Annotated in this window: 20 protein-coding genes and 1 tRNA gene; 12 read left to right on the top strand and 9 right to left on the bottom strand. The window is 62.0% G+C overall.

Annotation, left to right across the window (positions count from 1 at the left end):
• Positions 1–6: 6 nt before the first annotated feature.
• The 5 genes from GGQ66_RS00400 (at position 7) to GGQ66_RS00380 (ending at position 4,611) form a co-directional block, all read left to right on the top strand.
• Positions 7–1,059 carry a proline racemase family protein gene (locus tag GGQ66_RS00400; RefSeq protein WP_183788279.1) on the top strand — a complete coding sequence of 351 codons (1,053 nt, stop codon included), beginning with the start codon at positions 7–9 and terminating at the stop codon, positions 1,057–1,059.
• A 75-nt stretch (positions 1,060–1,134) separates the two neighbouring features.
• On the top strand, positions 1,135–2,172 hold the full coding sequence (pyrC, locus tag GGQ66_RS00395) for a dihydroorotase (RefSeq protein WP_183788277.1): 1,038 nt from the start codon (positions 1,135–1,137) through the stop codon (positions 2,170–2,172).
• Between the two features lie 27 nt (positions 2,173–2,199).
• Complete coding sequence (locus GGQ66_RS00390) at positions 2,200–2,898, top strand: orotate phosphoribosyltransferase (protein WP_183788275.1); 699 nt, start codon at positions 2,200–2,202, stop codon at positions 2,896–2,898.
• A 130-nt stretch (positions 2,899–3,028) separates the two neighbouring features.
• The gene (locus tag GGQ66_RS00385; RefSeq protein WP_272872515.1) at positions 3,029–4,012 is read left to right on the top strand and encodes a glutathione S-transferase family protein; all 984 of its coding nucleotides are present in this window, start codon (positions 3,029–3,031) and stop codon (positions 4,010–4,012) included.
• Complete coding sequence (locus GGQ66_RS00380) at positions 4,009–4,611, top strand: alpha/beta hydrolase (RefSeq protein ID WP_183788271.1); 603 nt, start codon at positions 4,009–4,011, stop codon at positions 4,609–4,611. Before GGQ66_RS00385 ends, GGQ66_RS00380 begins: the two co-directional genes overlap by 4 nt.
• Positions 4,612–4,622: 11 nt before the next feature.
• On the opposite strand, the gene GGQ66_RS00375 is transcribed toward GGQ66_RS00380, so the two are convergent.
• The 6 genes from GGQ66_RS00375 to GGQ66_RS00350 form a co-directional block, all read right to left on the bottom strand.
• Positions 4,623–5,654, bottom strand: a complete 1,032-nt coding sequence (locus GGQ66_RS00375; protein ID WP_183788269.1) for a histone deacetylase family protein — start codon at positions 5,652–5,654, stop codon at positions 4,623–4,625.
• A gap of 64 nt (positions 5,655–5,718) precedes the next feature.
• Entirely contained in the window at positions 5,719–6,750 is a 1,032-nt protein-coding gene (locus GGQ66_RS00370; RefSeq protein WP_183788267.1) for an ABC transporter substrate-binding protein, read from the bottom strand.
• 25 nt (positions 6,751–6,775) lie between these two features.
• On the bottom strand, positions 6,776–7,597 hold the full coding sequence (locus tag GGQ66_RS00365; RefSeq protein WP_183788265.1) for an ABC transporter permease: 822 nt from the start codon (positions 7,595–7,597) through the stop codon (positions 6,776–6,778).
• A complete protein-coding gene (locus tag GGQ66_RS00360; RefSeq protein WP_183788263.1) occupies positions 7,590–8,513 on the bottom strand; it encodes an ABC transporter permease in 924 nt (307 codons plus the stop codon). Before GGQ66_RS00360 ends, GGQ66_RS00365 begins: the two co-directional genes overlap by 8 nt.
• Positions 8,514–8,518: 5 nt before the next feature.
• Positions 8,519–9,613, bottom strand: a complete 1,095-nt coding sequence (locus GGQ66_RS00355) for an ABC transporter ATP-binding protein (protein ID WP_183788261.1) — start codon at positions 9,611–9,613, stop codon at positions 8,519–8,521.
• Positions 9,614–9,708: 95 nt separating this feature from the next.
• Entirely contained in the window at positions 9,709–11,331 is a 1,623-nt protein-coding gene (locus tag GGQ66_RS00350; RefSeq protein WP_183788865.1) for an amidohydrolase, read from the bottom strand.
• 296 nt (positions 11,332–11,627) lie between these two features.
• Here GGQ66_RS00350 and GGQ66_RS00345 point away from each other — a divergent pair, with 296 nt between their 5' ends.
• Together GGQ66_RS00345 and GGQ66_RS00340 are read left to right on the top strand one after the other, a co-directional pair.
• Complete coding sequence (locus GGQ66_RS00345; RefSeq protein WP_183788259.1) at positions 11,628–14,078, top strand: OmpA family protein; 2,451 nt, start codon at positions 11,628–11,630, stop codon at positions 14,076–14,078.
• Positions 14,079–14,327: 249 nt separating this feature from the next.
• Positions 14,328–15,731: a GGDEF domain-containing protein gene (locus tag GGQ66_RS00340; RefSeq protein WP_183788257.1), complete on the top strand. Its 1,404-nt coding sequence runs from the start codon at positions 14,328–14,330 to the stop codon at positions 15,729–15,731.
• Between the two features lie 44 nt (positions 15,732–15,775).
• On the opposite strand, the gene GGQ66_RS00335 is transcribed toward GGQ66_RS00340, so the two are convergent.
• Positions 15,776–15,851, bottom strand: a tRNA-Thr gene (locus GGQ66_RS00335).
• Positions 15,852–15,978: 127 nt separating this feature from the next.
• Positions 15,979–16,938, bottom strand: coding sequence for an NAD(P)H-dependent flavin oxidoreductase (locus tag GGQ66_RS00330; protein WP_183788255.1), 960 nt, complete (start codon positions 16,936–16,938; stop codon positions 15,979–15,981).
• Positions 16,939–17,170: 232 nt separating this feature from the next.
• Here GGQ66_RS00330 and GGQ66_RS00325 point away from each other — a divergent pair, with 232 nt between their 5' ends.
• Complete coding sequence (locus GGQ66_RS00325) at positions 17,171–18,358, top strand: hypothetical protein (protein ID WP_183788253.1); 1,188 nt, start codon at positions 17,171–17,173, stop codon at positions 18,356–18,358.
• Positions 18,359–18,376: 18 nt separating this feature from the next.
• On the opposite strand, the gene ppk2 is transcribed toward GGQ66_RS00325, so the two are convergent.
• The gene (ppk2, locus tag GGQ66_RS00320; RefSeq protein WP_183788251.1) at positions 18,377–19,264 is read right to left on the bottom strand and encodes a polyphosphate kinase 2; all 888 of its coding nucleotides are present in this window, start codon (positions 19,262–19,264) and stop codon (positions 18,377–18,379) included.
• Between the two features lie 103 nt (positions 19,265–19,367).
• Here ppk2 and phoR point away from each other — a divergent pair, with 103 nt between their 5' ends.
• The 4 genes from phoR (at position 19,368) to pstA (ending at position 24,878) form a co-directional block, all read left to right on the top strand.
• Positions 19,368–20,669 carry a phosphate regulon sensor histidine kinase PhoR gene (gene phoR / locus GGQ66_RS00315; protein WP_183788249.1) on the top strand — a complete coding sequence of 434 codons (1,302 nt, stop codon included), beginning with the start codon at positions 19,368–19,370 and terminating at the stop codon, positions 20,667–20,669.
• 291 nt (positions 20,670–20,960) lie between these two features.
• Positions 20,961–21,995, top strand: a complete 1,035-nt coding sequence (locus GGQ66_RS00310; RefSeq protein WP_183788247.1) for a PstS family phosphate ABC transporter substrate-binding protein — start codon at positions 20,961–20,963, stop codon at positions 21,993–21,995.
• Positions 21,996–22,077: 82 nt separating this feature from the next.
• Positions 22,078–23,562 carry a phosphate ABC transporter permease subunit PstC gene (pstC, locus tag GGQ66_RS00305; protein ID WP_183788245.1) on the top strand — a complete coding sequence of 495 codons (1,485 nt, stop codon included), beginning with the start codon at positions 22,078–22,080 and terminating at the stop codon, positions 23,560–23,562.
• Entirely contained in the window at positions 23,559–24,878 is a 1,320-nt protein-coding gene (pstA, locus tag GGQ66_RS00300; RefSeq protein WP_183788242.1) for a phosphate ABC transporter permease PstA, read from the top strand. Before pstC ends, pstA begins: the two co-directional genes overlap by 4 nt.

The following is a 24,878-nucleotide window of genomic DNA, read 5'->3' as shown; positions in this document are numbered from 1 at the left end:
CGAAAAATGCGGTGGAAGCGTACACTTCAGCTTCTGGATGTTCATTGCGAAGGTGAAATCGGCAAGGCCGCCATAGGCGGCGTGCCGAAGATCCCCGGTGAAACCGTGGCGGAACAGCTTCACTGGCTGAACACCGACCCGAAAGGCGAGGCGCTGAGGCGCATGGTCTGTCTTGAGCCGCGCGGAGCACCCATCGGTTCCGTCAATCTCGTACTGCCGGCGAAGAACCCGGCGGCGGACTTCGCCTTCATCATTCTTCAGCCTGATCAGGCGCACGCCTCCTCCGGCTCCAACTCCATCTGCGTCACGACCGCGCTGCTCGAAAGCGGCATGGTGGAGATGAAGGAGCCGGAAACCATCGTGATGCTCGAAACTGCCGCCGGCCTGGTCAAGGCCACGGCGACCTGCCGCGACGGGCGCTGCGAAAAGGTGAAGCTGACCATGGTGCCCTCCTTCGTCCACACGCTGGATGCGGAAATCGAGGTCGCCCCTTGGGGCAAGGTGCGGTTCGATCTGTCCTATGGGGGCATTTTCTACGCGCTGGTCGATGCCGATCAGCTTGGTCTGGAGATCAACGAGGCGAGTGCCCGCGCACTGGTGGAGGCCGGCATGGCGTTGAAGGCGTCGATCAACGCGGCCTTCACTGTCGTTCATCCGGAAATCCCGGCGATCAGCGGTGTCGCCTATGTCATGTTCCGCGGCGTCGATCCGGATGGCGCAATCCGTACGGCTACAACGATGTGGCCGGGCCGGGTTGATCGTTCGCCCTGCGGTACCGGCAATTCGGCCAATCTCGCCACGCTCTACGCCCGCGGCAAGGTGAAGGTTGGCGACACGTACAAGTCGCGCTCCACCATCGGCTCGGAATTCGAGGTTGGCCTTGCCGCCGTCACCGAGGTTGCGGGGCATCAGGCGATCATCCCGACCATCACCGGGCGCGGCTTTACCTTCGGGCTGCATCAGGTGGCGCTCGATCCGTTCGATCCCTTCGAGGGCGGCTTTGCGCTGACCGATGTCTGGGGGCCGGAAGCGGGCAGTATCGGCCGCGCCAAGGGCTGATTTTCAGCCTTTTGCTGCTGTTTTCCCGCGCGAAAAATGCTAAGCGCGGGAAACATTCCTGTCCGGAGGCCCCCCATGACCGAGATCACCATCCGTCGTCCCGACGACTGGCACCTTCACCTGCGCGATGGCGCCATGCTGGAGGGCGTGATCGGCGATACGAGCCGCCATTTCGGCCGCGCCATCATCATGCCGAATCTGGTGCCGCCGGTGGTGACGACGGCGGATGCCCGCGCCTATCGCGACCGCATCGTGAAGGCCATTCCGGCCGGTGATCGCTTCGAGCCGCTGATGACGCTCTATCTCACCGAACATACCAGCGCCGACGATGTGGAAGAGGGCAAGAAGAGCGGCCTCATCACCGCCGTCAAGCTCTACCCCGCCGGTGCGACGACCAATTCCCACGGCGGCGTGCGCGACATGGACAAGGCCATGCCCGTGCTGGAGCGCATGGCGAAGATCGGTCTGCCGCTCTGCGTCCATGGCGAGGTAACGACGCCGGAAGTCGATATTTTCGACCGTGAGGCCGTGTTCATCGAGACGGTGCTCGATCCCCTGCGCAAGCGCCTGCCGGAACTGAAGGTGACGATGGAGCATGTCACGACGCAGGACGGCGTGGACTATATCCGCGCCGCTGAGAAGAACCTTGCCGGTTCGATCACCACTCATCACCTCATCATCAACCGCAATGCCATCCTCGTCGGTGGCATCAAGCCCCACTATTATTGCCTGCCGGTCGCCAAGCGCGAGCACCACCGCGTTGCGCTGCGCAAGGCGGCGACCTCGGGCGACGCACGTTTCTTCCTTGGCACGGACTCCGCCCCGCATATCGATCCACTGAAGGAATGCGGCTGCGGTTGCGCCGGCATCTACACCTCGATCAACACCATGAGCTGCCTTGCCCATGTCTTCGAAGAGGACGGCGCGCTCGACAGGCTGGAAGCCTTCGCCTCGCTGAACGGTCCGGCCTGGTACGGTCTTTCGCCGAATGCCGAGACGATCACGCTTATCAAGCGCGATGAGCCGGTCGCCTTCCCGAAGAAGATCGAAACGGGCGCTGGCCCGGTCACGGTGTTCGATCCGATGTTCCCGCTGCACTGGGATGTGGCCTGACCCCTGCCTTACGAAAGGAAAAATACGATGAGCGTCAATTCTTTCAACGACAAGCAGGTGGTCGCCGAACTCGTGGCGAAGATGCTGTGGGAAATCAAGGCAGTACACTTTTCCGCCGCCGAGCCCTACACGCTGTCCTCGGGCATGAAGAGCCCTGTCTATATCGACATGCGCAAGCTGATTTCCTTCCCGCGCATCCGATCGGCGGTGATGGATTTCGCCGCCGCCGCCATCATGCGGGAGGCCGGCTTCGAGGCCTTCGATTGCGTGGCGGGTGGCGAAACGGCGGGCATTCCCTTTGCCGCCTTCCTGTCCGAGCGCCTGTCGCTGCCGATGATCTATTGCCGCAAGAAGCCGAAGGGCCATGGCCGCAACGCCCAGATCGAGGGCCACATGCCCGACGGTGCGCGCGTTCTCGTCATCGAGGACCTGACGACGGCCGGCGGCTCCATGTTCACCTTCATCGACGCCATTCGCGCCGCCGGCGGTGTGATCGACCACGGCATCGCGCTTTTCTATTACGGTATCTTCCCGGAAGCAGAACAGCGATTCGGCAACGGCAAGGTCAAGCTCCACTACCTCGCCACCTGGCGCGACGTGCTGGCGGTGGCCAAGGCTGAAAAGCTGTTCGACGAGAAGACACTCTCCGAGGTCGAGGCTTTCCTCGACGCGCCGCTTGCCTGGTCGGCCAGGATGGGCGGCGTCGGCGAACTGCCGACTGTCTGATTGTTCACTCTGCGGCACCCGAAGGGTGCCGCTTTGTCAACCGAATCCGGCATTTTCCGCCGGGTTCGCGCTGTGTATGGTCGTGAAAACTGCGGCCAAGGCTGGCCGCTCCCCGCTTTGAGGAATGACCATGCTCGTAAACGGCAAATGGACGGAAGACTGGCAGCCCGTGCAGGCGAAGGACGCCAAGGGTGGCTTCGTGCGGCAAACCTCTTCCTTTCGCAATTTTGTGACGCCGGATGGCGCGCCGGGTCCGACCGGGGAAGGCGGCTTCAAGGCGGAGGCCGGACGCTATCACCTCTATGTCGCGCTCATCTGTCCCTGGGCCTGCCGCACGCTGATGGCGCGCAAGCTGAAGGGTCTGGAAGACGTCATCTCCGTCTCGATCGTCGATCCCAACCTTTCGGACAAGGGCTGGCGCTTCGGTGATTATCCCGGAACGATCCCGGATACGGTGAACCACGCCGAGTTCATGTACGAGCTTTATGTGAAGGCGGACCCGACCTATACGGGCCGTGCCACCGTGCCCGTGCTCTGGGACAAGAAGACAGGCACCATCGTCAACAACGAGTCGGCCGATATCCTGCGCATCTTCAACACGGGTTTCGGCGATCTGGCGAACGATGCCATCGACCTTTACCCGGAAGACCTGCGCGCCGAGATCGATACGCTGAACGACTGGATTTATCCGAACCTCAACAACGGCGTTTACCGCACCGGCTTCGCGACCACGCAGGTGGCCTATGACGAAGCCTTCGGTCAGGTGTTCCGCACGCTTGATGCGCTGGAAGAACGCCTTGCCGGGGGTGGGCCGTTTCTTCTGGGCGAACGTTTCACCGAAGCCGATATCCGCCTGTTCGTGACGCTCATCCGCTTCGATGCCGCTTATCACGGCGCCTTCAAGTGCAACCTGCGTCGCCTCGCCGATTACAAGGCTCTGAGCGCTTATCTCTACCGTGTCTACGGTCTGCCGGGCGTGGCAGAAACGGTCAATATCGACCATATCAAGCACGGCTATTACTCGATCAAGTCGTTGAACCCGAACGGTATCGTGCCGCTTGGGCCCGATCTGCCGGGCATTTATCCGGTCTCCGTCAAGGAGGTAACGGCATGAGCCGCAACCTTGTCATCTTCCTGCATGGCGTCGGCTCCAGCGGCGCCAACCTTGCTCCGCTCGGAAATGCATGGGCGGCAGCCTTGCCGGATACGGATTTTGCTGCTCCAGACGCTCCATTCGCCTCCGATATGGGGCAGGGCTATCAATGGTTTAGCGTGCGCGGCGTAACGGAGGAAAACCGTCCGGGCCGAGTTCTTGCCGCGCGTGAGGGATTTGACGCGACACTTGCTGCGATCATCGCCGCCCACGGCCTCACGGACCGGCTGGACAAGGTGGCTTTGGTCGGGTTCTCGCAGGGTTCGATCATGGCGCTCGATGCGCTGGTGTCCGGCCGTTGGCCGGTAGCGGGTATCGTCGCTTTCTCAGGCCGCCTCGCCGCGCCGGAGCCCTTTGCACCGTCCACGGCCACGAAGGCGCTGCTGGTTCATGGCGATGCCGACCGCATCATGGCTGTCGGTGAAAGCGTTGCCGCTGCCGAAAAGCTGAAGGCGCTTGGCATCGATGCGACGGCCAGCATCGAGCCCGGCCTCGGTCACGCCATCTCGCAGGAAGGGGCGGAGCGTGCCGCCGCCTTCCTCAAGCATGTGTTTGGATAAGAAGGAGGGGGTCAGGCCCCCTCGAACCCCGTCAGAACACCGACAGCGTTGACGCCGATATCGGCAACGGCATAGCCGCCCTCCTGAACAAAGAGCGTCGGCTTGCCGATGGCCTTGATGAGCGCGCCGATCTTTGGATAGTCCTCGGTCTTCAGCTTGAACTGTGAGATCGGGTCCTTCTCGAACGTATCGACGCCAAGCGAGACGATCACCACATCCGGGCCGAAAGCTTCCAGTTTCTGGATGCCATCCTTCAGCGCCTGCGACCAGCCGGCCCAATCCGTGCCCCAGCGCAGCGGATAGTTGATGTTGAAGCCTTCGCCTTCACCGGCGCCGGTCTCTTCCTTGTAGCCGAGGAAATAGGGATATTCCTGGTTCGGATCGCCGTGGATGTTGATGACCTGAACGTCGGAGCGGCTGTAGAAGATTTCCTGCGTGCCATTGCCGTGGTGGTAATCCACGTCGAGGATAGACACCCGTTTCGCGCCGTTGACGCGGAAATACTCGGCGGCGACGGCGGCGTTGTTGATGTAGCAGTAACCGCCCATGAAATTCGAGCCTGCATGGTGGCCCGGCGGACGGCAAAGCGCGTAAGCCGAGCCCGCGCCTTCCTTCACCAGTTCGGCGGCGGTCAGCGCCACGTCATGCGAGGATTTGATCGCATCCCAGGTGCCTTCCACGAAGCCACAGCCGGCATCGAAGGAATAGTGGCCAAGCGCTCCGTCAAGGCATTCCGGCACGACATCGCCGCGCAGGCCGCGCGTGGGCCAGGTATAGGCAAGCGCTGTGCCTTCACGGCCCAGTTCCTTCCAGCGCGGATAGACGGTTGGCAGGAAGTCGAGAAAGTCCTTGGCCTGCACGCGCTCGGCGATGGAAAGGTCGAAGTCCTTCGGCGCGACGATGTCGCCAAGGCCGACTTCAAGAATGCGGTCATGGATGAATTCGGCGCGCGATGGCAGTTCGAAGCCGGGCACGATGGCGCCAGCCATGAGTTCGAGCTGGTTGGCATGGCCGCGATGGCGCGGCGAGAAGACGGTTTTCATGGGTTTGGCCTGCTATACGGAAAAGGAAAGCCCGCCGGAGGTCCGGTCCGGCGGGCTCTGGCTGTTACTTCTGAAGCTCGGTCCAGATCTTGGTGTAGAGTTCCTGCGTGGCCGGGTCGCACAGTCTCATGAACTCGGCCTTGTCCTTCTTGTCGGCCGGCACGTTCAGTTCGTTTGCGCCCTTCATGTCGGCGGGCATGAAGGGTTCCGAGCCGGTGATGCCGTTGGCATAGCGCGCGAAGGCCGAAAGCATCGCAGCGTTTTCCGGGTCCATGATGAAGTTCTGGAACAGCTTGGCGTTCTCGAGGTTCTTTGCATCCTTGAGGACGACAACGTTATCCGACCAGTAGGTGAAGCCTTCCTTCGGGTAGAAATAGTGGATGGAGGGCTTGGCAAGGCGCTGGCGGAAGGCCGAGCCGTTCCAGTCGGAGGAGGCGGCGAAATCGCCGGCCGTCATCTTCTCGATGGTGCCGTATTCCATCGCCACCCAGTTCGGCTTGGCGTTCACCAGCGTGTCGCGGGCCTTCTTCAGAATGGCCTTGTCGGTTTCGCACAGCTTGCCGCCGTTGTATTTGATGGCGGCGTAGAGAATGTCCGACATTTCCGGAACGATGTTGACCTTGCCCTTCAGTTCGGCCGGCGGGTCGAACAGAATGCCCCAGCTATCAGCCGGGCCCTTGTAGACATCGGTGTTGACGACGACGCCGACCGTGCCCCACAGCCACGGTGCCGAATACTTGCGGCCGGGATCGAAGTCGGGGTTCGACCATTCCGGCATGATGTTCTTGGCATTCTCCATCTTGCCGACATCGGTTTCCTGGACCAGCCCCTCGGCGATCCAGATCGGCAGGTGGCTCTGGCTCGGCACGGCGATGTCGAAGCCGCTGCCGCCCTGACGCACCTTGGCAAGGGCGGTGTCGTTCGAATCGTAGTCGGTGATCGTCACCTTGACCTTGTACTTTTCTTCGAACTTCTTGATCATCTCGGGGCTGGTATAGTTACCCCAGTTATAGATGTTGAGTTCGCCATCAGCGCGGGCAAGCCCGGTCGAGGCGAGCAGCATGCCGGTCAGGGCCAGTGCAAGTTTCGTCTTCATTGCGATTCCCTCTGGTTGGTTTCCATTATTGGTCTTTCGAGCGCTTGCCGTCCGCGAGGAACATGATCGTCACGGCGAGAACGGAAAACAGCAGGAAGATGGTCGATATGGCATTCAGCGCGGGTGTCGTGCCGCGACGGATCTGCCCCAGCATGTAGGTCGGCAACGTGTCCTGCCCGCCCGATTTCACGAATTCGGTAATCACCACGTCATCGAGCGAGATGACGAAGGCCAGCATGAAGCCCGCGATGATGCCCGGCCAAAGCAACGGCAACGTGACATGGCGGAAGGCTCGCAATGGCGTGGCATAGAGATCGGCTGCCGCGCGTTCGAGTGTGTCGTCCATGTTTTCCAGCCGGGCGCGGATCGGCAGATAGGCGAAGGGAATACAGAAGGCGGCGTGCGCGGCGATCAGATAGCCAAGGCCGGAATAGCCGGTCCAGATCTTCAGCCGCGAGAAGAAGATGAGGAGCGCCACGCCGGTGACGATTTCCGGCACCATCAGCGGCAGGTTGATGAAGGCATATTTCGCCGAAAGGCCGCGATAGGGTGCGGTGCGGGTGGTGGCGATGGCCGCCAGTGTTGCCGCGGCGGTTGCGATGATGCCCGCCGAAACCGCGATCACCATCGAGCGTACCGCCGCATCGATGACGCGCGCATCGGTAACGGCAATCGCGAACCATTTCATCGATAGTCCCTGCCAGTCGGAAATGCTTTCCCCGGCATTGAAGGCAAAGACCACCAGCACGGCAATCGGCACATAGAGCGCGAAGAAGGTGAGCGCTGCAATGAAGGTGAAGCCGCCCAGCCGGCGGACGTCGAAACTGGTGTCCCGGTGGTCAGCCATGGGCCTTTGCTCCCTTCCCGCCGGAATAGCGGACATAGGCCAGAAGGGCGATCATCACCACCACCATCAGCGTGATGGAAAGGGCGGCACCGAGCGGCCAGTTGCGGCCCTGCCCGAATTGCAGGCCGATAAGGTTGCCGACCATCATGGTCTTGCCGCCGCCGAGAAGGATGGGAACAACATAGGCGCCGAGCGAGGGAATGAAAACGAGGATCGATCCGGCGACAACGCCCGGCTTGACGATGGGCAGGATAACCTTCGTGAGAACCCGGAACGGCGTGGCGTAGAGATCATACGCCGCTTCCACCAGCCGGAAATCCAGTTTTTCCAGGCTGGCATAAATAGGCAGAACCATCATGGGCAGACAGGTGTAGACCATGCCCGCCAGCACCGCGCCATCCGTAAACAGCATCTGGAGCGGCTTGTCGATCAGGCCGCTTCGCATCAGGAACGTGTTGATCAGGCCCTCGTTGCGGATCACCTCCAGCATCGCATAGGTGCGGATGAGGATGTTGGTCCAGAAGGGAATGGTAATCAGGAAAAGCCAGAGGTCGCGGCTGCGGGCCGGGCGGGTGGCGATGAACCAGGCGGTCGGAAAGCCGAGCAGCACGGTGAAGACGGTCGTCATCACCGAAAGATTCACCGAGCGCATGAAAATCGAAAGATGCGCGCTGGCGGGCGTTAGCGTGTCATCGAACATATCGCGCTGGAAGAAGACGCTTACCCAGGCTTCCGTCGAAAACACCCACTTCACATCGCCATAATCACCCGGCGTGAGTAGGGAATAGACAACGACAATCAGCAGCGGGCCGGTTGCCGCAAGCAGGATGATGAGAAGCGCGGGAAGCGACAGAAGCCAGCGGTTGCGGATGTCGCGTTGAATTTGCCTGGTAATCAGATCAGGGGCCGCGCTCATCGCCGTTACTCCTGCAGATACCGGAGAGCCGAAGCAGGAAGCGACAGGGCGACCGCATCGCCGGGGCTGTAATCCTGCTCATCCTCGGGCCTGTTCTGCCGCCGGACGGAAAGCGATGCGCCATCGGCAAGCCTGACCTTGTAATAGGTATCGGTGCCGATATAGGCGAGATCCGCCACCGTGCCGGCCAGCGCACCCGGTGAGGGCGGACCGCCGGCAATGCGGATGTGTTCGGGGCGGATCATCAGCGTCACGGTCTGGCCGGGGGCCAGGTCGTCGGCTATCGGGCCTTTCAGCGTTGCGCCGCTGGCGAGCGTCAGCGCAGCGCCGGTGGTATCGGCTGCAGCGACCGTAGCCGGCAGGAAGTTGGCCTCGCCAATGAAGCTGGCGACGAAACGGTCGGCGGGATTGTTGTAGATATCGCGCGGTTCCCCCACTTGCAGAAGCTTGCCGCCTGACATGACCGCGATGCGGTCCGACATGGTCAGCGCCTCTTCCTGATCGTGGGTCACGAAGATGAAGGTGACGCCCGTTTCGGCCTGGAGCCGCTTCAGTTCCACCTGCATTTCCTTGCGCAGCTTGTAATCGAGCGCCGAAAGCGGTTCATCCAGCAAAAGCACCTTGGGGGAAGGAGCAAGGGCGCGGGCGAGCGCCACGCGCTGCTGCTGGCCGCCGGAAAGTTTGGCGACCGGCCGGTTGGCCAGCGCCTCCATCTGCACCAGCCGGAGCATTTCCTGAACGCGCGGCTCGATTTCCGACTTCGGCTTGTTCAGCATCTTCAGGCCGAAACCGATGTTCTCGGCCACGGTCATGTGCGGAAAGAGGGCGTAGGACTGGAAGACGGTATTGATCGACCGCTTATAGGGTGGCGTGCCGGTGATATTTTCGCCGTCGAGGATCAGGTCACCGGTTGCGGGAAATTCGAATCCGGCTATCAGCCTGAGAAGAGAGGTCTTGCCGCAGCCCGAAGGGCCAAGCAGCGTGAAGAACTCGTTGTTACCAATGTTGAGCGTCACATCGTTGACGGCGACGACTGCGGCATCGCCGCTGCCATAGGTCTTCGTGACACGCCAAATTTCGACTGCGTACTTAGACCCCATGCAATGACCTGACCTCTAGGACCGTTGGCAATATATTGGATATAATTTCGAAAGCTTGGCAACTCGGATTTTCCAAAGCTCCCCATCTCCCTTGGCTAAGCAGCATGGACCACCCGACCGCCCGTGATCGTCCATTTCACCTTCGCCTCGTCCAGTGTTTCGGGGGCCATCGCCTCCAGATCCCGTGAGAATACAGTGAGATCGGCGAAGTAGCCGGGCCGGATCATGCCCTTTCGATCTTCCTTGAACTCCGCATAGGCACCCTCCACCGTATAGGCGGCGATGGCTTCCAGCAGCGTGAAGCGCTGGTCCGGATCGGTCTCGGCCCATTTGCGGCGGGTGATGGCTGCCTTCATGCCGCGGATCGGGCAGATCGGCGAAACCGGCCAGTCGGAGGCGAAGGGAATGTGGGCGCCCGCATCCTTCAGTGTGCGCCAGGCATAGGCATAGGGCCAGCGCTCGCGCCCGATCATCGAGACGGTCGGCTCCAGCGGCAGACCCATGGCGCCCGGAGGGTGCGGCGGCTGCATGGAGGCGATGACGCCCAGTTCGGCAAAGCGCGGGATGTCGTCAGGATGGACGACCTCGATATGCTCGATGCGGTGGCGGCTGTCGCGCAAACCGTTGGCCTTGCGGGCGGCTTCATATCCGTTCAGCACGGCGCGTACCGCGCCATCGCCAATGGCGTGGACGGCAATCTGCAGGCCGCGCCGGTCGGCCTCGATGGCAGCCGCCGTGAACTGCTCCTGCGTGAACAGACAATCGCCGATCGACTCCGGCTTGTTGGCATAGGGTTCGACCATAAGCGCCGTCCAGGCATCGAGCACGCCGTCATAGAACATCTTGACCGTGCCGGACGACAATTCGTCGTCGCCATAGGCGGCGGCCATGTCGGAACCCTTCTGCATGTCGGCAAGCGCCATGAAGTTCTTGAAGTGGAAGGGCACGCGGACCCGCGCCGGCAGGAAGCCGTCGCGGCGACGGATCTCGGCCAGCAACTGAAGCTGGTGGTAGTTTCCATCCATCAGCAGCAACGATGTGAAGCCGTGGCGAACGCACCATTCGAGCCCGCGTCGCATGACAGCGATATCCGTCTCGAAATCCGCTCCGGCGGGGTAGGGATCGGGCTCGCCGCCGGTCGAAAGCCCCAGACGGTAACGGTCCGCACCGGCGGTAACCAGCAAGGGGTCGAAGGCCTCCATCTCGCGCAATTCGCCGGTCGCCAGACCATCTTCACCCATCATGATTTCGGCGCCGGCACCTACTTCCGCACCATTGATGAGGCCGGACAGTTCCAGTGCTTTGGTGTTGGCCCATGCCGTGTGGTGATCGTGCGAGAAAATGGCGAAGGCCCGGTCGGGGAGGATGCGGTCGAGGTGATGCCGGGTCATGCGCTCGTCAGGACCGAGCAGCGTGTAATCCGCGCCCTGGGCAAACAGGAAAAGCTGCTCGGGTCTGCCTGCCGCGTAGGCATGCGCGCGCGCTGCCAACTCTTGGAAGCCGGAAACGCCCGCAAGCTGAAGATGGTCCAGTTCCGCGGCGCCGGAGAACAGGTGCATGTGGTTTTCCGAAAAACCGGGCGTGACGGTTGCCCCTTCGGCACTGAGAACCACCGCATCCGGTTCGGCCAGTGCGCGGACATCGGCATTGCTGCCCACCGCGACGATACGCCCTTCGCGGCAATAAAGTGCTTCTGCGCGGGGATGCAGCGGGTCCATGGTGAGAATGGAGGCATTGAGGATGACAAGCGGCGGGGCAGGCTTCACGCGGGAACTCCATCGGCCAATATGCGTTTAATGGCTGTGATCAAGATAATTTGATTTCTTCAGGAAAGTGAAGAGATTTTCCTGACCATACAGATCCTTGGCGAGGCCTTTGAAATCCTGTCGTCCGTTCATGCGCAGTTCAGCGGAAAGGTCGGATTCTCGTGCCGAAGCACCCGGTTGATCACGGGGCGTCATTAAAAAGCCTGCATAAGCCGCATGGTCTGCGGCAAAGTACAAGAGGAAACACAATGACCACCAAATACAGATTGCTGGCCTCGGCACTGGTCCCGGTCATGGCCGGCTGGTTTGCCGGTCACCCGGCCCGCGCCGAGAATTTGACCGCTCCGTTTCAAATCGCCCAGGCGCAGCCACTGTCGCCTGAAGAAGAGCAGCTTCTGAAGCGGAAGAATCGAGAGGCCGCCAAGCAGGCGGGGGAAGATACCCAGCCGCAGAAAAAGCCGCAGCGTGAGGCTGCGCCGCAGGCTGGTGGCGACGAGCAGCCGCGTCCGCCCAAGCGGGCGCAGCCCGCTGCCGATCCTGCCAATGATGCACAACCTGTCCCGAAGCCCCGACGTGAAGCCGCCCCGCAGGCCGGCGATGACGCTCAGCCACGCCCGCCGAAGAAGCTGGCTCCTGCCGCCGATCCTGCAAACGATACCCAGCAGCCCGGCCAGAAGCCGCGGCGCGATGTTGCCCCGCAGGCTGGTGACGATGCCCAGCCGCGGCCGCCGAAGAAGCCGGCTCCAGCCGCCGATCCCGCAAACGACGCCCAGCAGCCCGGCCAGAAGCCGCGGCGCGATGTGGCCCCGCAGGCCGGCGATGACGCTCAGCCACGCCCGCCGAAGAAGCCAGCTCCCGCCGCCGATCCTGCAAACGATACCCAGCAGCCCGGCCAGAAGCCGCGGCGCGATGTTGCCCCGCAGGCTGGTGACGACGCGCAGCCGCGTCCGCCGAAGAAGCCTGTTCCGGGTGCCGATCCGGCAATCGATGCACAGCAGCCGGGCCAGAAGCCACGGCGTGAAGCCGCCCCGCAGGCGGGTGACGATGCCCAGCCGCGTCCGTCGAAGAAGCCTGTTCCGGGTGCCGAACCGGCAACCGATGCCCAGCAGCCGGGCCAGAAGCCGCCGCGTGAAGCCGCCCCGCAGGCTGGTGACGATGCCCAGCCGCGTCCGCCGAAAAAGCCTGTTTCGGGTGCCGAACCGGCAACCGATGCGCAGCAGCCGGGCCAGAAGCCGCCGCGTGAAGCCGCCCCGCAGGCTGGTGACGATGCCCAGCCGCGTCCGCCGAAGAAGCCTGTTCCGGGTGCCGATCCGGCAATCGATGCGCAGCAGCCGGGCCAGAAGCCGCAGCGCGATCCCGCGCCGCAGCCCGGTGATAATGCCCAGCCGCGTCCGGCACGGCCTCAGCCCGGCACCGATCCGGCGGCTCAGCAGGATGCGACCCCTGATCGGCCGCGGCGTCCCGCTCCGCCGATCGAGGATCGCCGTACCGAACGCGAGCGCAAGGAGGAAGCCGCCGATCCGTCCAAGACGGATGACACCGTGGTGCTGCCCGTCGACAAGGGTGCTGCGGTTCTTGACAGCGACAAGGACGCCGACAATCGCGGCGGCCAGTCGGCCCGCGACGAGCGTCGTCGTGACCGTGAACGCCAGCGTCAGACCGCCAATGATGTGCCGCCGCCGCGCAACGACGCGGACGCCCAGCGCCGGGCGCCGGTGGTCCGTCGTGACGAAATCGAGGCCGGCCGTCAGGAAGAAGGTCGTCGTCGTGATCGGGCGCCGGATTTCCTCGGTGCCCTGATTGCGCCGCTGATTGCCGGTGGCGGTGCTGCGGCCCAGAACTACGAGCCGCCGCGCCGGTTCGATGACCGGACGGTCTATGAAACGGATGACGGTATCGTGGTGCGTTCGGATGAACGCCGCCGCCTGAGCCGCGCCGCCGAGCAGAGCTATTACGAGGATCTGTCACGTGGCCGCGTTCGCGAAACCATTGTCCGCCCGGATGGCGATCGCCTCATCACGATCTATAACCGCTATGGTGATGTGATCCAGCGTAGCCGCATGACGCCGGATGGCCGTGAAATCCTGCTCGTCTTCGCACCTGAAGCGGATCAGGAACAGCGCCCGCCGGTGTTCCGCGATCCCGGTGACGATCTGCCGCCGATGCGTCTGCGCATTCCGGTGCAGGATTACATCATCGACACCTCGACCAACCCGAACCGGAACTATTACGAGTTCCTGTCAGAGCCGCCGGTGGAGCAGGTCGAGCGGGTTTATACGATGGATGAGGTGAAGTACTCCGCCCGTCTGCGCGACAAGGTGCGCCGTATCGACCTCGATACGATCACCTTTGCGACCGGCAGTGCGGAAGTGCCGATGTCGCAGGCCTCCACGCTGCGCAGTGTCGCCGATGCGATGCTGAAGGTTCTCAAGCGCGACCCCGGTGAAACCTTCCTGATCGAAGGTCACACGGATGCGGTGGGTTCCGACGAATCCAACCTCGTTCTCTCCGACCAGCGCGCGGAATCCGTCGCCAACCTTCTGACCGATGTCTACGGCATTCCGCCGGAAAACCTCGCCACGCAGGGTTACGGCGAACGCTACCTGAAGGTCCGCACGGAAGCCGCCGAGCAGCAGAACCGCCGCGTCACCATCCGCCGCGTCACCTCGCTCGTTCGTCCGGCCACCGCCCAGCAGTAAGGCCCGTTTAACTGAGGTCATACAACCCCCGCAGCGAAAGCTGTGGGGGTTTTTCGTTTCAAATACCCGGGTGCGTGAAGCCAATGTCATTTGCCGGCTTTGCGATAACTAGGTGAAAACGCGTATTGCGGGAGGGTTTTGCCCGTTTATATAGAAACCATCGATCATATGCTGAAACGACAACTTCAAATCACAAGCGGTCGCGAAGCGCCGTAGCGAGAGCAAAGCGTGACCTCAGAGGAAATACAGATGCCTGATCGTTTCGTGGAAGATTGGCGAACGCTCGTGAGCCAGACCGCGCTTGCGACACGGCAGATCATTTCCGACATCGTCATCCAGCACGAACACGACTTGCGGCAGCGCTACGGGAGCTACCTTCTTGCCGATCCCGAACTCGCGGAACTGATGCATGCGGAGGATATTCGTCATGAATTCGCCGGGCGCTTCGTGGAATGGGTCAAGCGGCTGGTCGATCCGAATGCGACGGCCGGTGACCTGTTTTTTACCGAGCAGCATCAGATCGGCGAATTGCTGGCGCGGATCGGCTTTCCTCCGCATGCCCTGGCCCGCTCGACGCGCAAGCTCAAGCTCTGGTTCCTGCGCCATCTGGCGGAGAGGAATGTGCCGCGCGAGCAACTGGTTGATATGATGACCTTCATCATCACCCTCTTCGACATTGCGCTCGAAGTGCGTGAAACGAGCTACCAGCAGGAAATCACCGTCGATGTTCGCGTCACCGAAGCCTACAGGCTGCATCTGCTCGGCCAGAACCTCGCCATGGAGCGCGAGCGTCAACGTGCTGCCCTGATGGAATGGGGGCACGCCATTCTTGCCGCTTTCTATCAGCGCGTGCCCGCTGGCAGCCTGCCCAAACTCTGGAAGGCCGATTTTGGCCTCTGGCTGAACCACAAGGCCCATATCCTGTTCGAACGCGAACCGAAGCTCGCCCGGATACGCGCAGCCGTGGACCGGGTCGACACCCAGTTGGTGCCAAGGCTGCAAGCCCTGACCTTCGAAAATCCCGAGGATGTGCGTGAGACGACCCGCCAGATCGAGGAGGAAATCGCCTCGATCAAGTTTCTGGTGAACACCATTTTCGACGAGCACATCGAAATCGAGAGTGGCAGGGATCCGCTGACGCGGCTCCTGACGCGGCGCTTCATGCCATCGGTGCTGATGCGGGAAGTCCATCTTCAAAAGGCACCGAATGCATCGGGCTTTTGCGTCCTCCTGATTGATGTCGACCATTTCAAGACCATCAACGACACCTATGGCCACAAGGCGGGTGACCAGGCCCTTTCGCTGATTGCCGCCGCCATCAACGACAATGTGCGTCAGACCGACTTCGTCTTCCGCTATGGTGGTGAGGAAATCCTCGTTCTCCTGATCGAATGCGACGAGCGGCAAGGCCTGCAGCGCGCCGAAAAGATCCGGATCGGGGTCGAAAATCTGGTCATACCGGTGGCCGACGGGGTGGACGTTTCGGTAACCGTCAGCATTGGCCTGGCGGCTTTTCAGGGTGAGCTTGATTACAAAGCCATCCTCACACGAGCAGATCGCGCAGTCTATGAAGCCAAGTCGCTCGGCCGCAATCGCGTCGTCATCGCCGATCCGCGGTCGTTGACCCGGTCTGACCTGTCGACGGCGCTGTGACGGCAAAATCGTATGCGCGGGTACTTTGTGTGAAAAGGGAGAAATGGTGCCGCTTACGTGACTCGAACACGTGACCCCATCATTACGAATGATGTGCTCTACCGACTGAGCTAAAGCGGCCCGCAAGGCGGTCCGGCAAGACCGGATCGCGTTTTGTGTGGCGGTGGATACAGGCAAAGTGTTTTGATTTCAAGCGCTGAGTTGGGGAAAAATGCGGAAAGTTTTGCTGCATTTTCCCTCAATCCCTTCAAAGGGTCAGTCTCTTGCGGGCGGCGTGGTATTCCGTCTCCAGCCGGTCGACGATGGCGGAGACAGGTTCCACGGCCTTGATGGCGCCCACGCCCTGGCCGGCGCCCCAGATGTCTCGCCAGGCCTTGGCGCCATCGCTGGCCCTGCCGAAATCCATCTTCGAGCTGTCGGCATCGGGCAGGTGGTTGGGGTCGAGACCGGCTGCGATGATCGACTGGCGCAGGTAGTTGCCATGAACGCCGGTGAAATAGTTCGAATAGACGATGTCCTTCGAACTGCTTTCCGTCAGCGCGCGCTTGTAGTCCTCGCTGGCGCGAGCCTCGGCGCTGGCGATGAACAGCGAGCCGATATAGGCCATGTCCGCTCCCATGGCCTGCGCCGCCAGAATGCCCCCACCAGTGGCGATCGCGCCGGCGAGAAGCAATGGCCCGTCGAACCATTCGCGAATTTCCTGGATCAGCGCAAAAGGCGAGATGGTGCCGGCATGGCCGCCAGCGCCGGCGGCGACCGCGATCAGGCCGTCGGCTCCCTTGCGGATGGCCGACTGGGCATGACGATTGTTGATGATATCGTGTAGCACGATGCCACCATAGGAGTGCACCGCCGCATTCACCTCCGGAACCGCCCCGAGCGAGGAAATTACGATCGGCACCTTGTATTTCACGCAGAGCATCAGATCGTGTTCCAGCCTCTTGTTGGAGGTATGGACGATCTGGTTGACGGCGAAAGGTGCAGCCTTGCGTTCCGGATTGGCAGCGTCATGCGCGGCAAGCTCTTCGGTAATCTGGGCCAGCCATTCGTCAAGCAGGCTTTCCGGCCGGGCATTGAGTGCCGGAAAGGCGCCTATGATGCCGGCCTTGCATTGCGCCAGCGTCAATGCCGGATGCGATATGATGAAAAGCGGCGAGCCGATCACCGGCAGCCTGAGGTTCTCCGTCAGAATGGACGGTAGCGCCATGTTCTCCTCCCTGAGAATTGACGTTTACGATAACGTCAATAATAGCGATCCGCCTGCGCTCTGTCAGCAGCTTTATCGTTGCGCAGAGCATTTGTCCGGTCCAGTCGCCCACTCAAAAGGGGACTTGTCATTTCTGAGACTTGCGGTTTGCGATGCTTGTCGCTACCGAATCTTTCACGAAGTGTTAACGGATCGGTGAACCCGGTCCTCCGGCTTGCGAGAAGGACGGCGCGTGAACGGATTTGAAGCTGCCATCAGGAATGCGCTGGAGCGCTCCGACCGGACCAATCCGGAAGTGCGGGCCCGTATTTATCAGCAGGCGCGTCATGCTCTGGAAGGTGGCTTGCGCAAGCAGGGTGTCACCGATGCTGCCAGGATTTCCGCGCAAAGGCGCTGGCTGGAGCAGTTGATTGCCGCTGTCGAGGCCGGCGAACAGAAGGCGGCCGCAGCCGCACTTGCGTCAGCCACCCCATCGGCAAATTCAGGTCAGCGCATCGAGCCGGGCTTTTCCGCTGCCCGTCCGGCCACAGCCGAACCGCTGCCGGGTGAACGTCGCGAACCGGGTTTCTCGGCGCAGCAGGACGATGATGACGTTTATGAAGAGGATCAGGACGAGTTCGTCGATGATGACGATCTGCGCGCCGATCGCATGGCGACCGTTCCCGACGGCGAGATGCTCGGCGGTGCCGTACCGCATGCGCGGGTGGCGTCGTCGGGCGCTGGCCTTCAGTCCGAAGAGCGTGTTGCCCGCCCCCGGCGCAAGCGCGGTGTCTTTGCCCGCGCCTTCATCTATTTCATCCTGTTCGGCTCGCTGATTTCAGGCGCTGCGTGGCTTTACACCTCCGGCGCCTTGCTGACTGATGCCGAGCGCGACACCAGTGTACCGAACCCGCCGCCACAGGTGGTGGACGAAGACTTTGCCGGCGGCGGCACGCCGCGCACGCCGGCCTTCGATCCACAGGGGGGCTTCTCTGGCGACTGGGTGGAAATCTTTACGCCTGCCGCTGCATCGCGACTCAAGGTGGGACCGGCGGCTAAGGTTGAGTCGGTGACAACCGCGAGCGGTCCGGCCATTCGCATTTCCGCGTCGCGTGCCGGCGCCATCGGCGAGGTGCGGTTCGATGTGCCGGTGGATGTGCTGAGCCGCATGGCCGGCAAGACGTCCACCATTGCCCTGACCATGCAATCGGCCACGAGCGAGTCCGCCAGTGTATCCGTGCAGTGCCAGTTCGGCAGCCTCGGTACCTGCGACCGCCACCGCTTCACCGCCAACCAGGAAAAATTCGACGCGCTGTTCAAGGTTACGCTGCCGCGCGGGCTGACGCCGGGAACTCCCGGCTCGCTTCTCGTAAATCCCGGTCTTGGCGCTGCCGGTCGCAGCGTCGAACTCTTCTCGGTTCGCGTTCTGCCCGGCGAGTGATCCCCGCCGGGCCTTGTTTCATGACTTGAGGAAGCCGTAGCCCCGGCCGATGATCTTCTCGTCCACCTCATCGATCACGCCCTTGTCCTTGCCCTCGTAGTCGAGGTTGGAGAGAATGTGGCGGATGACGTTGATGCGGGCACGGCGTTTGTCGTTGGCCTTCACCACGATCCATGGCGAATGATTGGTGTTGGTGTCCTTCAGCATGCGGTTGCGTTTCTCGGTGTAATCGTCCCAGCGCGACAGGGCGGCAATATCCATGGACGAGAGCTTCCAGACCTTCAGCGGGTCATGACGCCGGTCATGGAAGCGCTTGATCTGCATTTCGCGGCCAATATCGAGCCAGAACTTGAAGAAGTGAATGCCTTCCTTGACAATCATCTTCTCGAAGCGCGGCACCTGCTCCATGAACTGCTCGTATTGTTCCGGGGTGCAGAAGCCCATGACCGGCTCCACGCCGGCGCGGTTGTACCAGGAACGGTCGAACAGGACGAACTCGCCTGCCGTCGGGAAATGCGAGATGTAGCGCTGGAAATACCATTGCCCCTGTTCGGTCGTGGTCGGCTTGGTCAGCGCCACGATGCGGGCCGAACGCGGGTTCATATAGGCCATGGTGGCGGCGATTGTGCCGCCCTTGCCGGCGGCGTCGCGTCCCTCCAGCACCGCCATGCAGCGTTCGCCGGTGGCCTGTTGCCAGAACTGCACCTTCACCAGTTCCACCTGCAGCTTGGTCAGGATCTCGATGTATTCGGCTTCGTTCAGCTTTTTCTTGTGCGGGTAATCGCCGGAGTCGAACGCGGCGCTTTCCACCCAGTCGGGAAGAACCGGATCATCCACATCGAAAATGCGCTTCTGTCCGTCGATCACCAGTTCGGCGACGCGACTGCCCTTCGGGTCCTGCTGCATGGCTGCTTCCTCATTGATGCATTGCGGATTTGGAGAATATATGTTTTCCGCGCCGGTTGAAGATGGACGATGCGCAATTGCATATCTGTCAAGAACGGGTGATATGCGATCAGGCTCGCACATCGCGCGGCAGTCGGAAAGGAGCAGGAACTTGGGCGGACAGGAGACATTTTTCGCTCGTCTTGGCCGGGCTGTCACGACCCAGCGCCTTGTCCTTCTGACGATCCTTCTGGCCTCGGGCATTGCCGTGGCGGCGGGCGCCCATGTCTGGGCGGCGGCGGCTGGTGCGGCCCTGTGCGTGCTGGTTGTTCTCGTTGCCAACTTTCCGCCCCATGCCATCGCCCCGCCAGAGCCCGCGCCCGTGCCCGAAGAACCGGTGGACCCCGTCATCGCCATCGATGCGGCGATGACGGCGGTTCCCGCCGCCCTGGACCAGCCATTGTTTCTTCTGGGAAATGACGGCTCGGTCCTGTTCCAGAACCGGGCTGCGGAGCGGCTGCTCGGGATCGTGCCGCGCGGCGCGCATCTCACTGCCCGCCTACGCTCGCCGGGCATTCTCGACATGGTGCGCGAAACCATGGCGACGGGCGAGCCGAACCAGATCGAACATGCCGAGCGCCTGCCGTCCGATACGGTCTATGTGGTGCGCATCGCGCCGCTTCCTGCGGGCGAGGGCACGGCGCGTTATGTTCTGTCCTTCCGTGACATTTCCGAATTGCGGCGCATCGATCGCATGCGCTCCGATTTCGTGGCGAATGCCAGCCACGAGTTGCGCACGCCGCTTGCCTCCATGCGCGGCTTCATCGAAACCCTCCAGGGGCCGGCCAGGGATGACGCCAAGGCCCGAGAACGGTTCCTCGCGATCATGCTCGATCAGGCGACCCGCATGAGCCGGCTGGTAGACGACCTTCTGTCGCTGTCGCGGCTTGAGGTCAAATCCCACATCGCACCGGACAGCATCGTGGATCTCGTGCCGTTGATTGGCAAGGTGCGCGATCAGCTCGGGCCGCTGGCGAGCGAGCTTGGCGTCGAAATCGTCATCGAGGCCCCGCCGGGCAAGGTGGAGGTGACGGGTGATCCCGACGAACTGGTGCAGGTCTTCGAGAACCTGATGGAAAATGCCTGCAAATACGGGCAGGACGGCGAGACGGTCGATGTGAAGATTTCCTGCGATGCGGGTCGGCCGGTCGAAGTCTCCATTCGTGACCACGGGCCGGGCATTCCCGCCGAACATGTTCCACGCCTTACCGAACGGTTCTACCGGGTCAATGTCGAGGCCAGCCGGTCACGAAAAGGCACCGGTCTTGGCCTTGCCATCGTCAAGCACATCCTCACGCGCCACCGCGCGCGCCTCATTGTCCGCTCCCGCGAGGGAGAGGGATCGGAGTTTACCGTCCGTTTTTGACATATTGGTTTGCATAAGTCGGACGTGATATATTTTTATATAGTAATTTCAGATATTTGACTTGTCACAAATGTTTCACCGAAATGACATAAAAGATAGGGCCAATGGGGGCTAAGAACCCCTCAGCGAGGCCATGAGGAGCGAAGGAAACGCTTCTTGCTGTCTTGCGGCAAGTCATCGGGCCGACCTCGGGAAGAGGGGTGGCGCAATGCTTTGAAGTTCAAAATTGCGTATGCCCCGTATCGGCTGATCCGGACGGGGTTCATGCGCCAGCCCTGTCGGGAGATGTTCATGACCCTTCTGAAAATGTCCGCCGCCGCTCTGGTCGCCTCCGTCGCCTTCGCCGGCGCCGCTGCTGCGCGCGATCAGGTTCAGGTCGCCGGTTCCTCCACCGTGCTTCCCTATGCCAAGATCGTTGCCGAAACCTTCGGAGAGACCTTCCCGCAGTTCAAGTCCCCGGTCGTTGAGTCCGGTGGTTCTTCTGCCGGCCTGAAGGAATTCTGCAAGGGCGTCGGCCCGGAAACCATCGATATCGCCAACTCCTCGCGTCCCATCAAGGAAAGCGAACTGAAGGCCTGCAAGGACGCCGGCGTCGCCGATGTTCAGGAAATCCGCATCGGTTACGATGGTATCGTCTTCGCCACCGACAAGGGCAACCCGGACGTGAACTTCGTTCCCTCGGACATCTACAAGGCCCTGGCTGCCCAGCTCGTCATCGACGGCAAGCTCGTTGCCAACCCCTACAAGAAGTGGTCGGAAGTCAACCCGAAGCTTCCTGACGTTGCCATCGCCGCCTATATCCCGGGCGAAAAGCACGGCACGCGCGAAGTGTTCGAAGAAAAGCTCCTGGCCCATGGCTGCAAGGACACCGGTGCCACGGAAGAGCTGAAGAAGCTCATCACCGATGAGAAGGCTGCCGCGAAGGCTTGCGTCGCCGTTCGCAAGGACGGTGTTGCTGTCGACATCGACGGTGACTACACCGAAACGCTCGCCCGCATCTCCGCCAACAAGACCGGCGTCGGCGTGTTTGGCCTGTCCTTCTACGAAAACAACGCCGACAAGCTGAAGGTCGCCACGGTTTCCGGTATCGTTCCGACGGCCGAAAGCATTGCCAAGGGCGAATATCCGGTTTCCCGTCCGCTGTTCTTCTATGTCAAGAAGGCTCACCTTGGCGTGATCCCGGGCCTGAAGGAATATGTCGAGTTCTTCACCTCTGACCAGATGGTCGGCCCGGACTCTCCGCTCGTTGAGTATGGCCTTGTTGCCGCTCCGGATGCCGAGCGCGAGAAGGTTCGCGCTGACTTTGCCGCTGGCAAGAGCCTCTGATACGTGAAATCGGGCGCGGCAGTTCTCTGCCGCGCCTCCCTCTTTCGGCGGCCGTCCACAAGGGCGGCGAAGGGAATACCCGATGAGTGGATCAGTTCTCCTCCTTTGCTTGCTGGTTATCGGTGTCGTGGCCTATTGGCTCGGCCGCATGAGGGCGAATGCTCTCGCTGGCGCCAAACTTTCCTCCATGCATTCGCGCTCGTCCTATCACGGTGGCTACACGTTCGTGTGGTCGGTTCTGCCGGCGCTTCTTCTGTTGGCTGTCTGGGTTTCCGTCAGCCCGACGATTGTCGAGACGACGGTGGCGCGCTCCTTCCCGCAGGAAGTCCTGACCGCCGCCCAGTCCGCGCAGAACCTTGAATTCGGCATCATCCGTTCGATAGCCCGCGGCCTGACGCTGCTGTCGTCCTCCGATGCGGCGACACTCGTCAACGGCACCGGCGATGTTCGCGCACTTCTCTCCGCCAAGGGGGTTCCTCTTGCCGGCGATCCCAAGCCCTACATGATGACGGCGGCGCTCGAACTGAACCGCCTGACCGCCATCAGCCAGTGGCTTATGACCGTTGCTGTCATTGCACTGTCGCTTGGCGGCCTGTTCTTCTCGCTCAAGGCCATCGCGCCGAAGCTGCGCGCCCGCAACCGCGTGGAGCGGGTCATCCTCGGCAGCCTGATTGCGGCGTCGTCCGTCGCCATCCTGACGACCATCGGCATCATCGCTTCCATGCTCGGCGAAGCCTCGCACTTCTTCAGCATGGTGCCCGCCCATGAATTCTTCTTCGGCACGGTCTGGGACCCGCGTTTCGCCGCCGCCGGTGCCGGCAATTCCGAAGGCCAGTTCGGCCTTATCCCGCTGCTGCTCGGCACGCTCTATATCGGTCTGGTCGCCATGCTGGTGGCCGTGCCGGTCGGCCTGTTCTCCGCCATCTACATGGCCGAATACGCCTCGCCCCGGCTGCGCGCCTTCGCCAAGCCCATGCTGGAAGTGCTGGCCGGCATTCCGACCATCGTCTACGGCTTCTTCGCCATGATCACGGTTGGCCCGTTCCTGCGCGATATCTCCGCCCAGATCAACGGCATCGCCACGGGCAATTTCCAGAACTTCATCCAGGCCCAGTCGGTTCTGACGGCCGGTTTCGTCATGGGCATCATGCTGATCCCCTACGTCTCCTCGCTGTCCGACGACATCATCACCGCCGTGCCGCGCGCCCTGCGGGATGGCTCGCTCGGTCTCGGCGCCACACGCTCCGAAACGGTGAAGAAGGTGATCCTGCCGGCGGCTTTGCCGGGCATTGTCGGCGCGCTTTTGATGACCGCATCGCGCGCCGTGGGTGAAACCATGATCGTGGTTCTGGCCGCTGGCGTCGCCGCCCGTATCCAGATCAACCCCTTCGAGCCGATGACGACGGTGACGGTGAAGATCGTCAACCAGTTGACGGGTGACCTTGAATTCACCTCGCCGCAGACGCTCGTCGCCTTCGCACTCGGCATCACGCTCTTCGCGCTGACGCTGTGCCTGAACATCTACGCGCTCTACATCGTCCGCAAATACCGGGAGCAGTACGAATGACCGACTTCACCGCAAACGGCCCGCTTCCGGTGACCGCCTCGCCGGTCCGTCGCGACATCGGCATCAAGCGCCGCTACGCCGCAGAACGCCGCTTCCGCCTCTACGGTATCCTCGCCATCGGCTTCGGCCTGCTGTTCCTGGCGCTTTTGATCTGGTCGGTCGTCTCCAAGGGCTACACGGCCTTCCAGCAGACGGAGATCAGCATCCCGGTCGAGTTCTCCGAAAAGGTCATCGATCCGCAGAACAAGCGGGCGACCGACCCGAATGTGCTGATGATGGCAAACTATCCGGTCCTTGCCCGCGATGCGCTGGCGAAGGAGCTCGGCGTCGATCTTTCCGACCGTGTTGCGCTCAAGGAACTCAACACGATGATTTCCAACAGCGTGCGCGTCCAGCTTCGCGACATCGTGCTGCGCGATCCCTCGGTGATCGGCAAGACCGTGACGGTACGGGTTCTCGCAGAAGGCAATGTCGACTCCGCTTTCAAGGGTCAGATCGACCTCTCGGTCCCGGAAAAGGACCGCAAGATCAACGATCGTCAGCTTGGCTGGATCCATCAGCTTGCCGAAAAGGGCGATCTGGTGAAGGCGTTCAACACGGGCATCTTCGTCAACGGCGCCTCCAGCCGTCCGGAAGCCGCCGGCGTCGGCGTCGCTCTCATCGGCTCCTTCTACATGATGCTGATCGTTCTGGTTCTCGCGCTGCCCATCGGCGTTGCCGCCTCGATCTATCTGGAAGAGTTCGCCCCGAAGAACCGTCTGACGGACCTTATCGAGGTGAACATCAACAACCTCGCGGCCGTGCCCTCCATCGTCTACGGTCTGCTGGGGCTTGCCGTCTTCATCAACTTTGCCGGCCTGCCGCGCTCGGCCTCGGTCGTCGGCGGTCTGGTGCTGACGCTGATGACGCTGCCGACGATCATCATCGCCACCCGTGCGGCGCTGAAGGCGGTGCCGCCGTCGATCCGTGCCGCAGCCCTTGGCCTCGGCGCATCGAAGATGCAGACCATCTTCCACCATGTACTGCCGCTTGCCATGCCGGGCATCCTCACCGGCACGATCATCGGTCTGGCGCATGCGCTGGGTGAAACCGCGCCGCTGCTTCTCATCGGCATGGTCGCCTTCGTGGCGGATTATCCGGGTACGCCCCTGCAGCCCGCCACCGCACTGCCCGTCCAGATCTATATGTGGGCGAATGAAGCCGAACGTGCCTTCGTCGAACGCACATCGGGTGCGATCATCATCCTGCTCCTGTTCCTGCTTGCCATGAACATCGGCGCCGTCATTTTGCGCCGCCGGTTCGAGCGCCGCTGGTAG

Origin of the sequence: Allorhizobium borbori (genome assembly GCF_014196535.1) — a bacterium.
GTDB classification, from domain to species: Bacteria; Pseudomonadota; Alphaproteobacteria; order Rhizobiales; family Rhizobiaceae; genus Ectorhizobium; species Ectorhizobium borbori.
Note: the sequence above shows the minus strand (reverse complement) of the source record. Positions and strands in the feature narration are given on the sequence as shown.

Bases quoted from the DNA above. Each gene is read 5' to 3' on its own strand.
- GGQ66_RS00400 (WP_183788279.1), top strand. From the start codon at position 7: ATGCGGTGGAAGCGTACACTTCAGCTTCTGGATGTTCATTGCGAAGGT.
- pyrC (WP_183788277.1), top strand. From the start codon at position 1,135: ATGACCGAGATCACCATCCGTCGTCCCGACGACTGGCACCTTCACCTG.
- GGQ66_RS00390 (WP_183788275.1), top strand. From the start codon at position 2,200: ATGAGCGTCAATTCTTTCAACGACAAGCAGGTGGTCGCCGAACTCGTG.
- GGQ66_RS00385 (WP_272872515.1), top strand. From the start codon at position 3,029: ATGCTCGTAAACGGCAAATGGACGGAAGACTGGCAGCCCGTGCAGGCG.
- GGQ66_RS00380 (WP_183788271.1), top strand. From the start codon at position 4,009: ATGAGCCGCAACCTTGTCATCTTCCTGCATGGCGTCGGCTCCAGCGGC.
- GGQ66_RS00375 (WP_183788269.1), bottom strand. From the start codon at position 5,654: ATGAAAACCGTCTTCTCGCCGCGCCATCGCGGCCATGCCAACCAGCTC.
- GGQ66_RS00370 (WP_183788267.1), bottom strand. From the start codon at position 6,750: ATGAAGACGAAACTTGCACTGGCCCTGACCGGCATGCTGCTCGCCTCG.
- GGQ66_RS00365 (WP_183788265.1), bottom strand. From the start codon at position 7,597: ATGGCTGACCACCGGGACACCAGTTTCGACGTCCGCCGGCTGGGCGGC.
- GGQ66_RS00360 (WP_183788263.1), bottom strand. From the start codon at position 8,513: ATGAGCGCGGCCCCTGATCTGATTACCAGGCAAATTCAACGCGACATC.
- GGQ66_RS00355 (WP_183788261.1), bottom strand. From the start codon at position 9,613: ATGGGGTCTAAGTACGCAGTCGAAATTTGGCGTGTCACGAAGACCTAT.
- GGQ66_RS00350 (WP_183788865.1), bottom strand. From the start codon at position 11,331: ATGGACCCGCTGCATCCCCGCGCAGAAGCACTTTATTGCCGCGAAGGG.
- GGQ66_RS00345 (WP_183788259.1), top strand. From the start codon at position 11,628: ATGACCACCAAATACAGATTGCTGGCCTCGGCACTGGTCCCGGTCATG.
- GGQ66_RS00340 (WP_183788257.1), top strand. From the start codon at position 14,328: ATGCCTGATCGTTTCGTGGAAGATTGGCGAACGCTCGTGAGCCAGACC.
- GGQ66_RS00330 (WP_183788255.1), bottom strand. From the start codon at position 16,938: ATGGCGCTACCGTCCATTCTGACGGAGAACCTCAGGCTGCCGGTGATC.
- ppk2 (WP_183788251.1), bottom strand. From the start codon at position 19,264: ATGCAGCAGGACCCGAAGGGCAGTCGCGTCGCCGAACTGGTGATCGAC.
- phoR (WP_183788249.1), top strand. From the start codon at position 19,368: ATGCGATCAGGCTCGCACATCGCGCGGCAGTCGGAAAGGAGCAGGAAC.
- GGQ66_RS00310 (WP_183788247.1), top strand. From the start codon at position 20,961: ATGACCCTTCTGAAAATGTCCGCCGCCGCTCTGGTCGCCTCCGTCGCC.
- pstC (WP_183788245.1), top strand. From the start codon at position 22,078: ATGAGTGGATCAGTTCTCCTCCTTTGCTTGCTGGTTATCGGTGTCGTG.
- pstA (WP_183788242.1), top strand. From the start codon at position 23,559: ATGACCGACTTCACCGCAAACGGCCCGCTTCCGGTGACCGCCTCGCCG.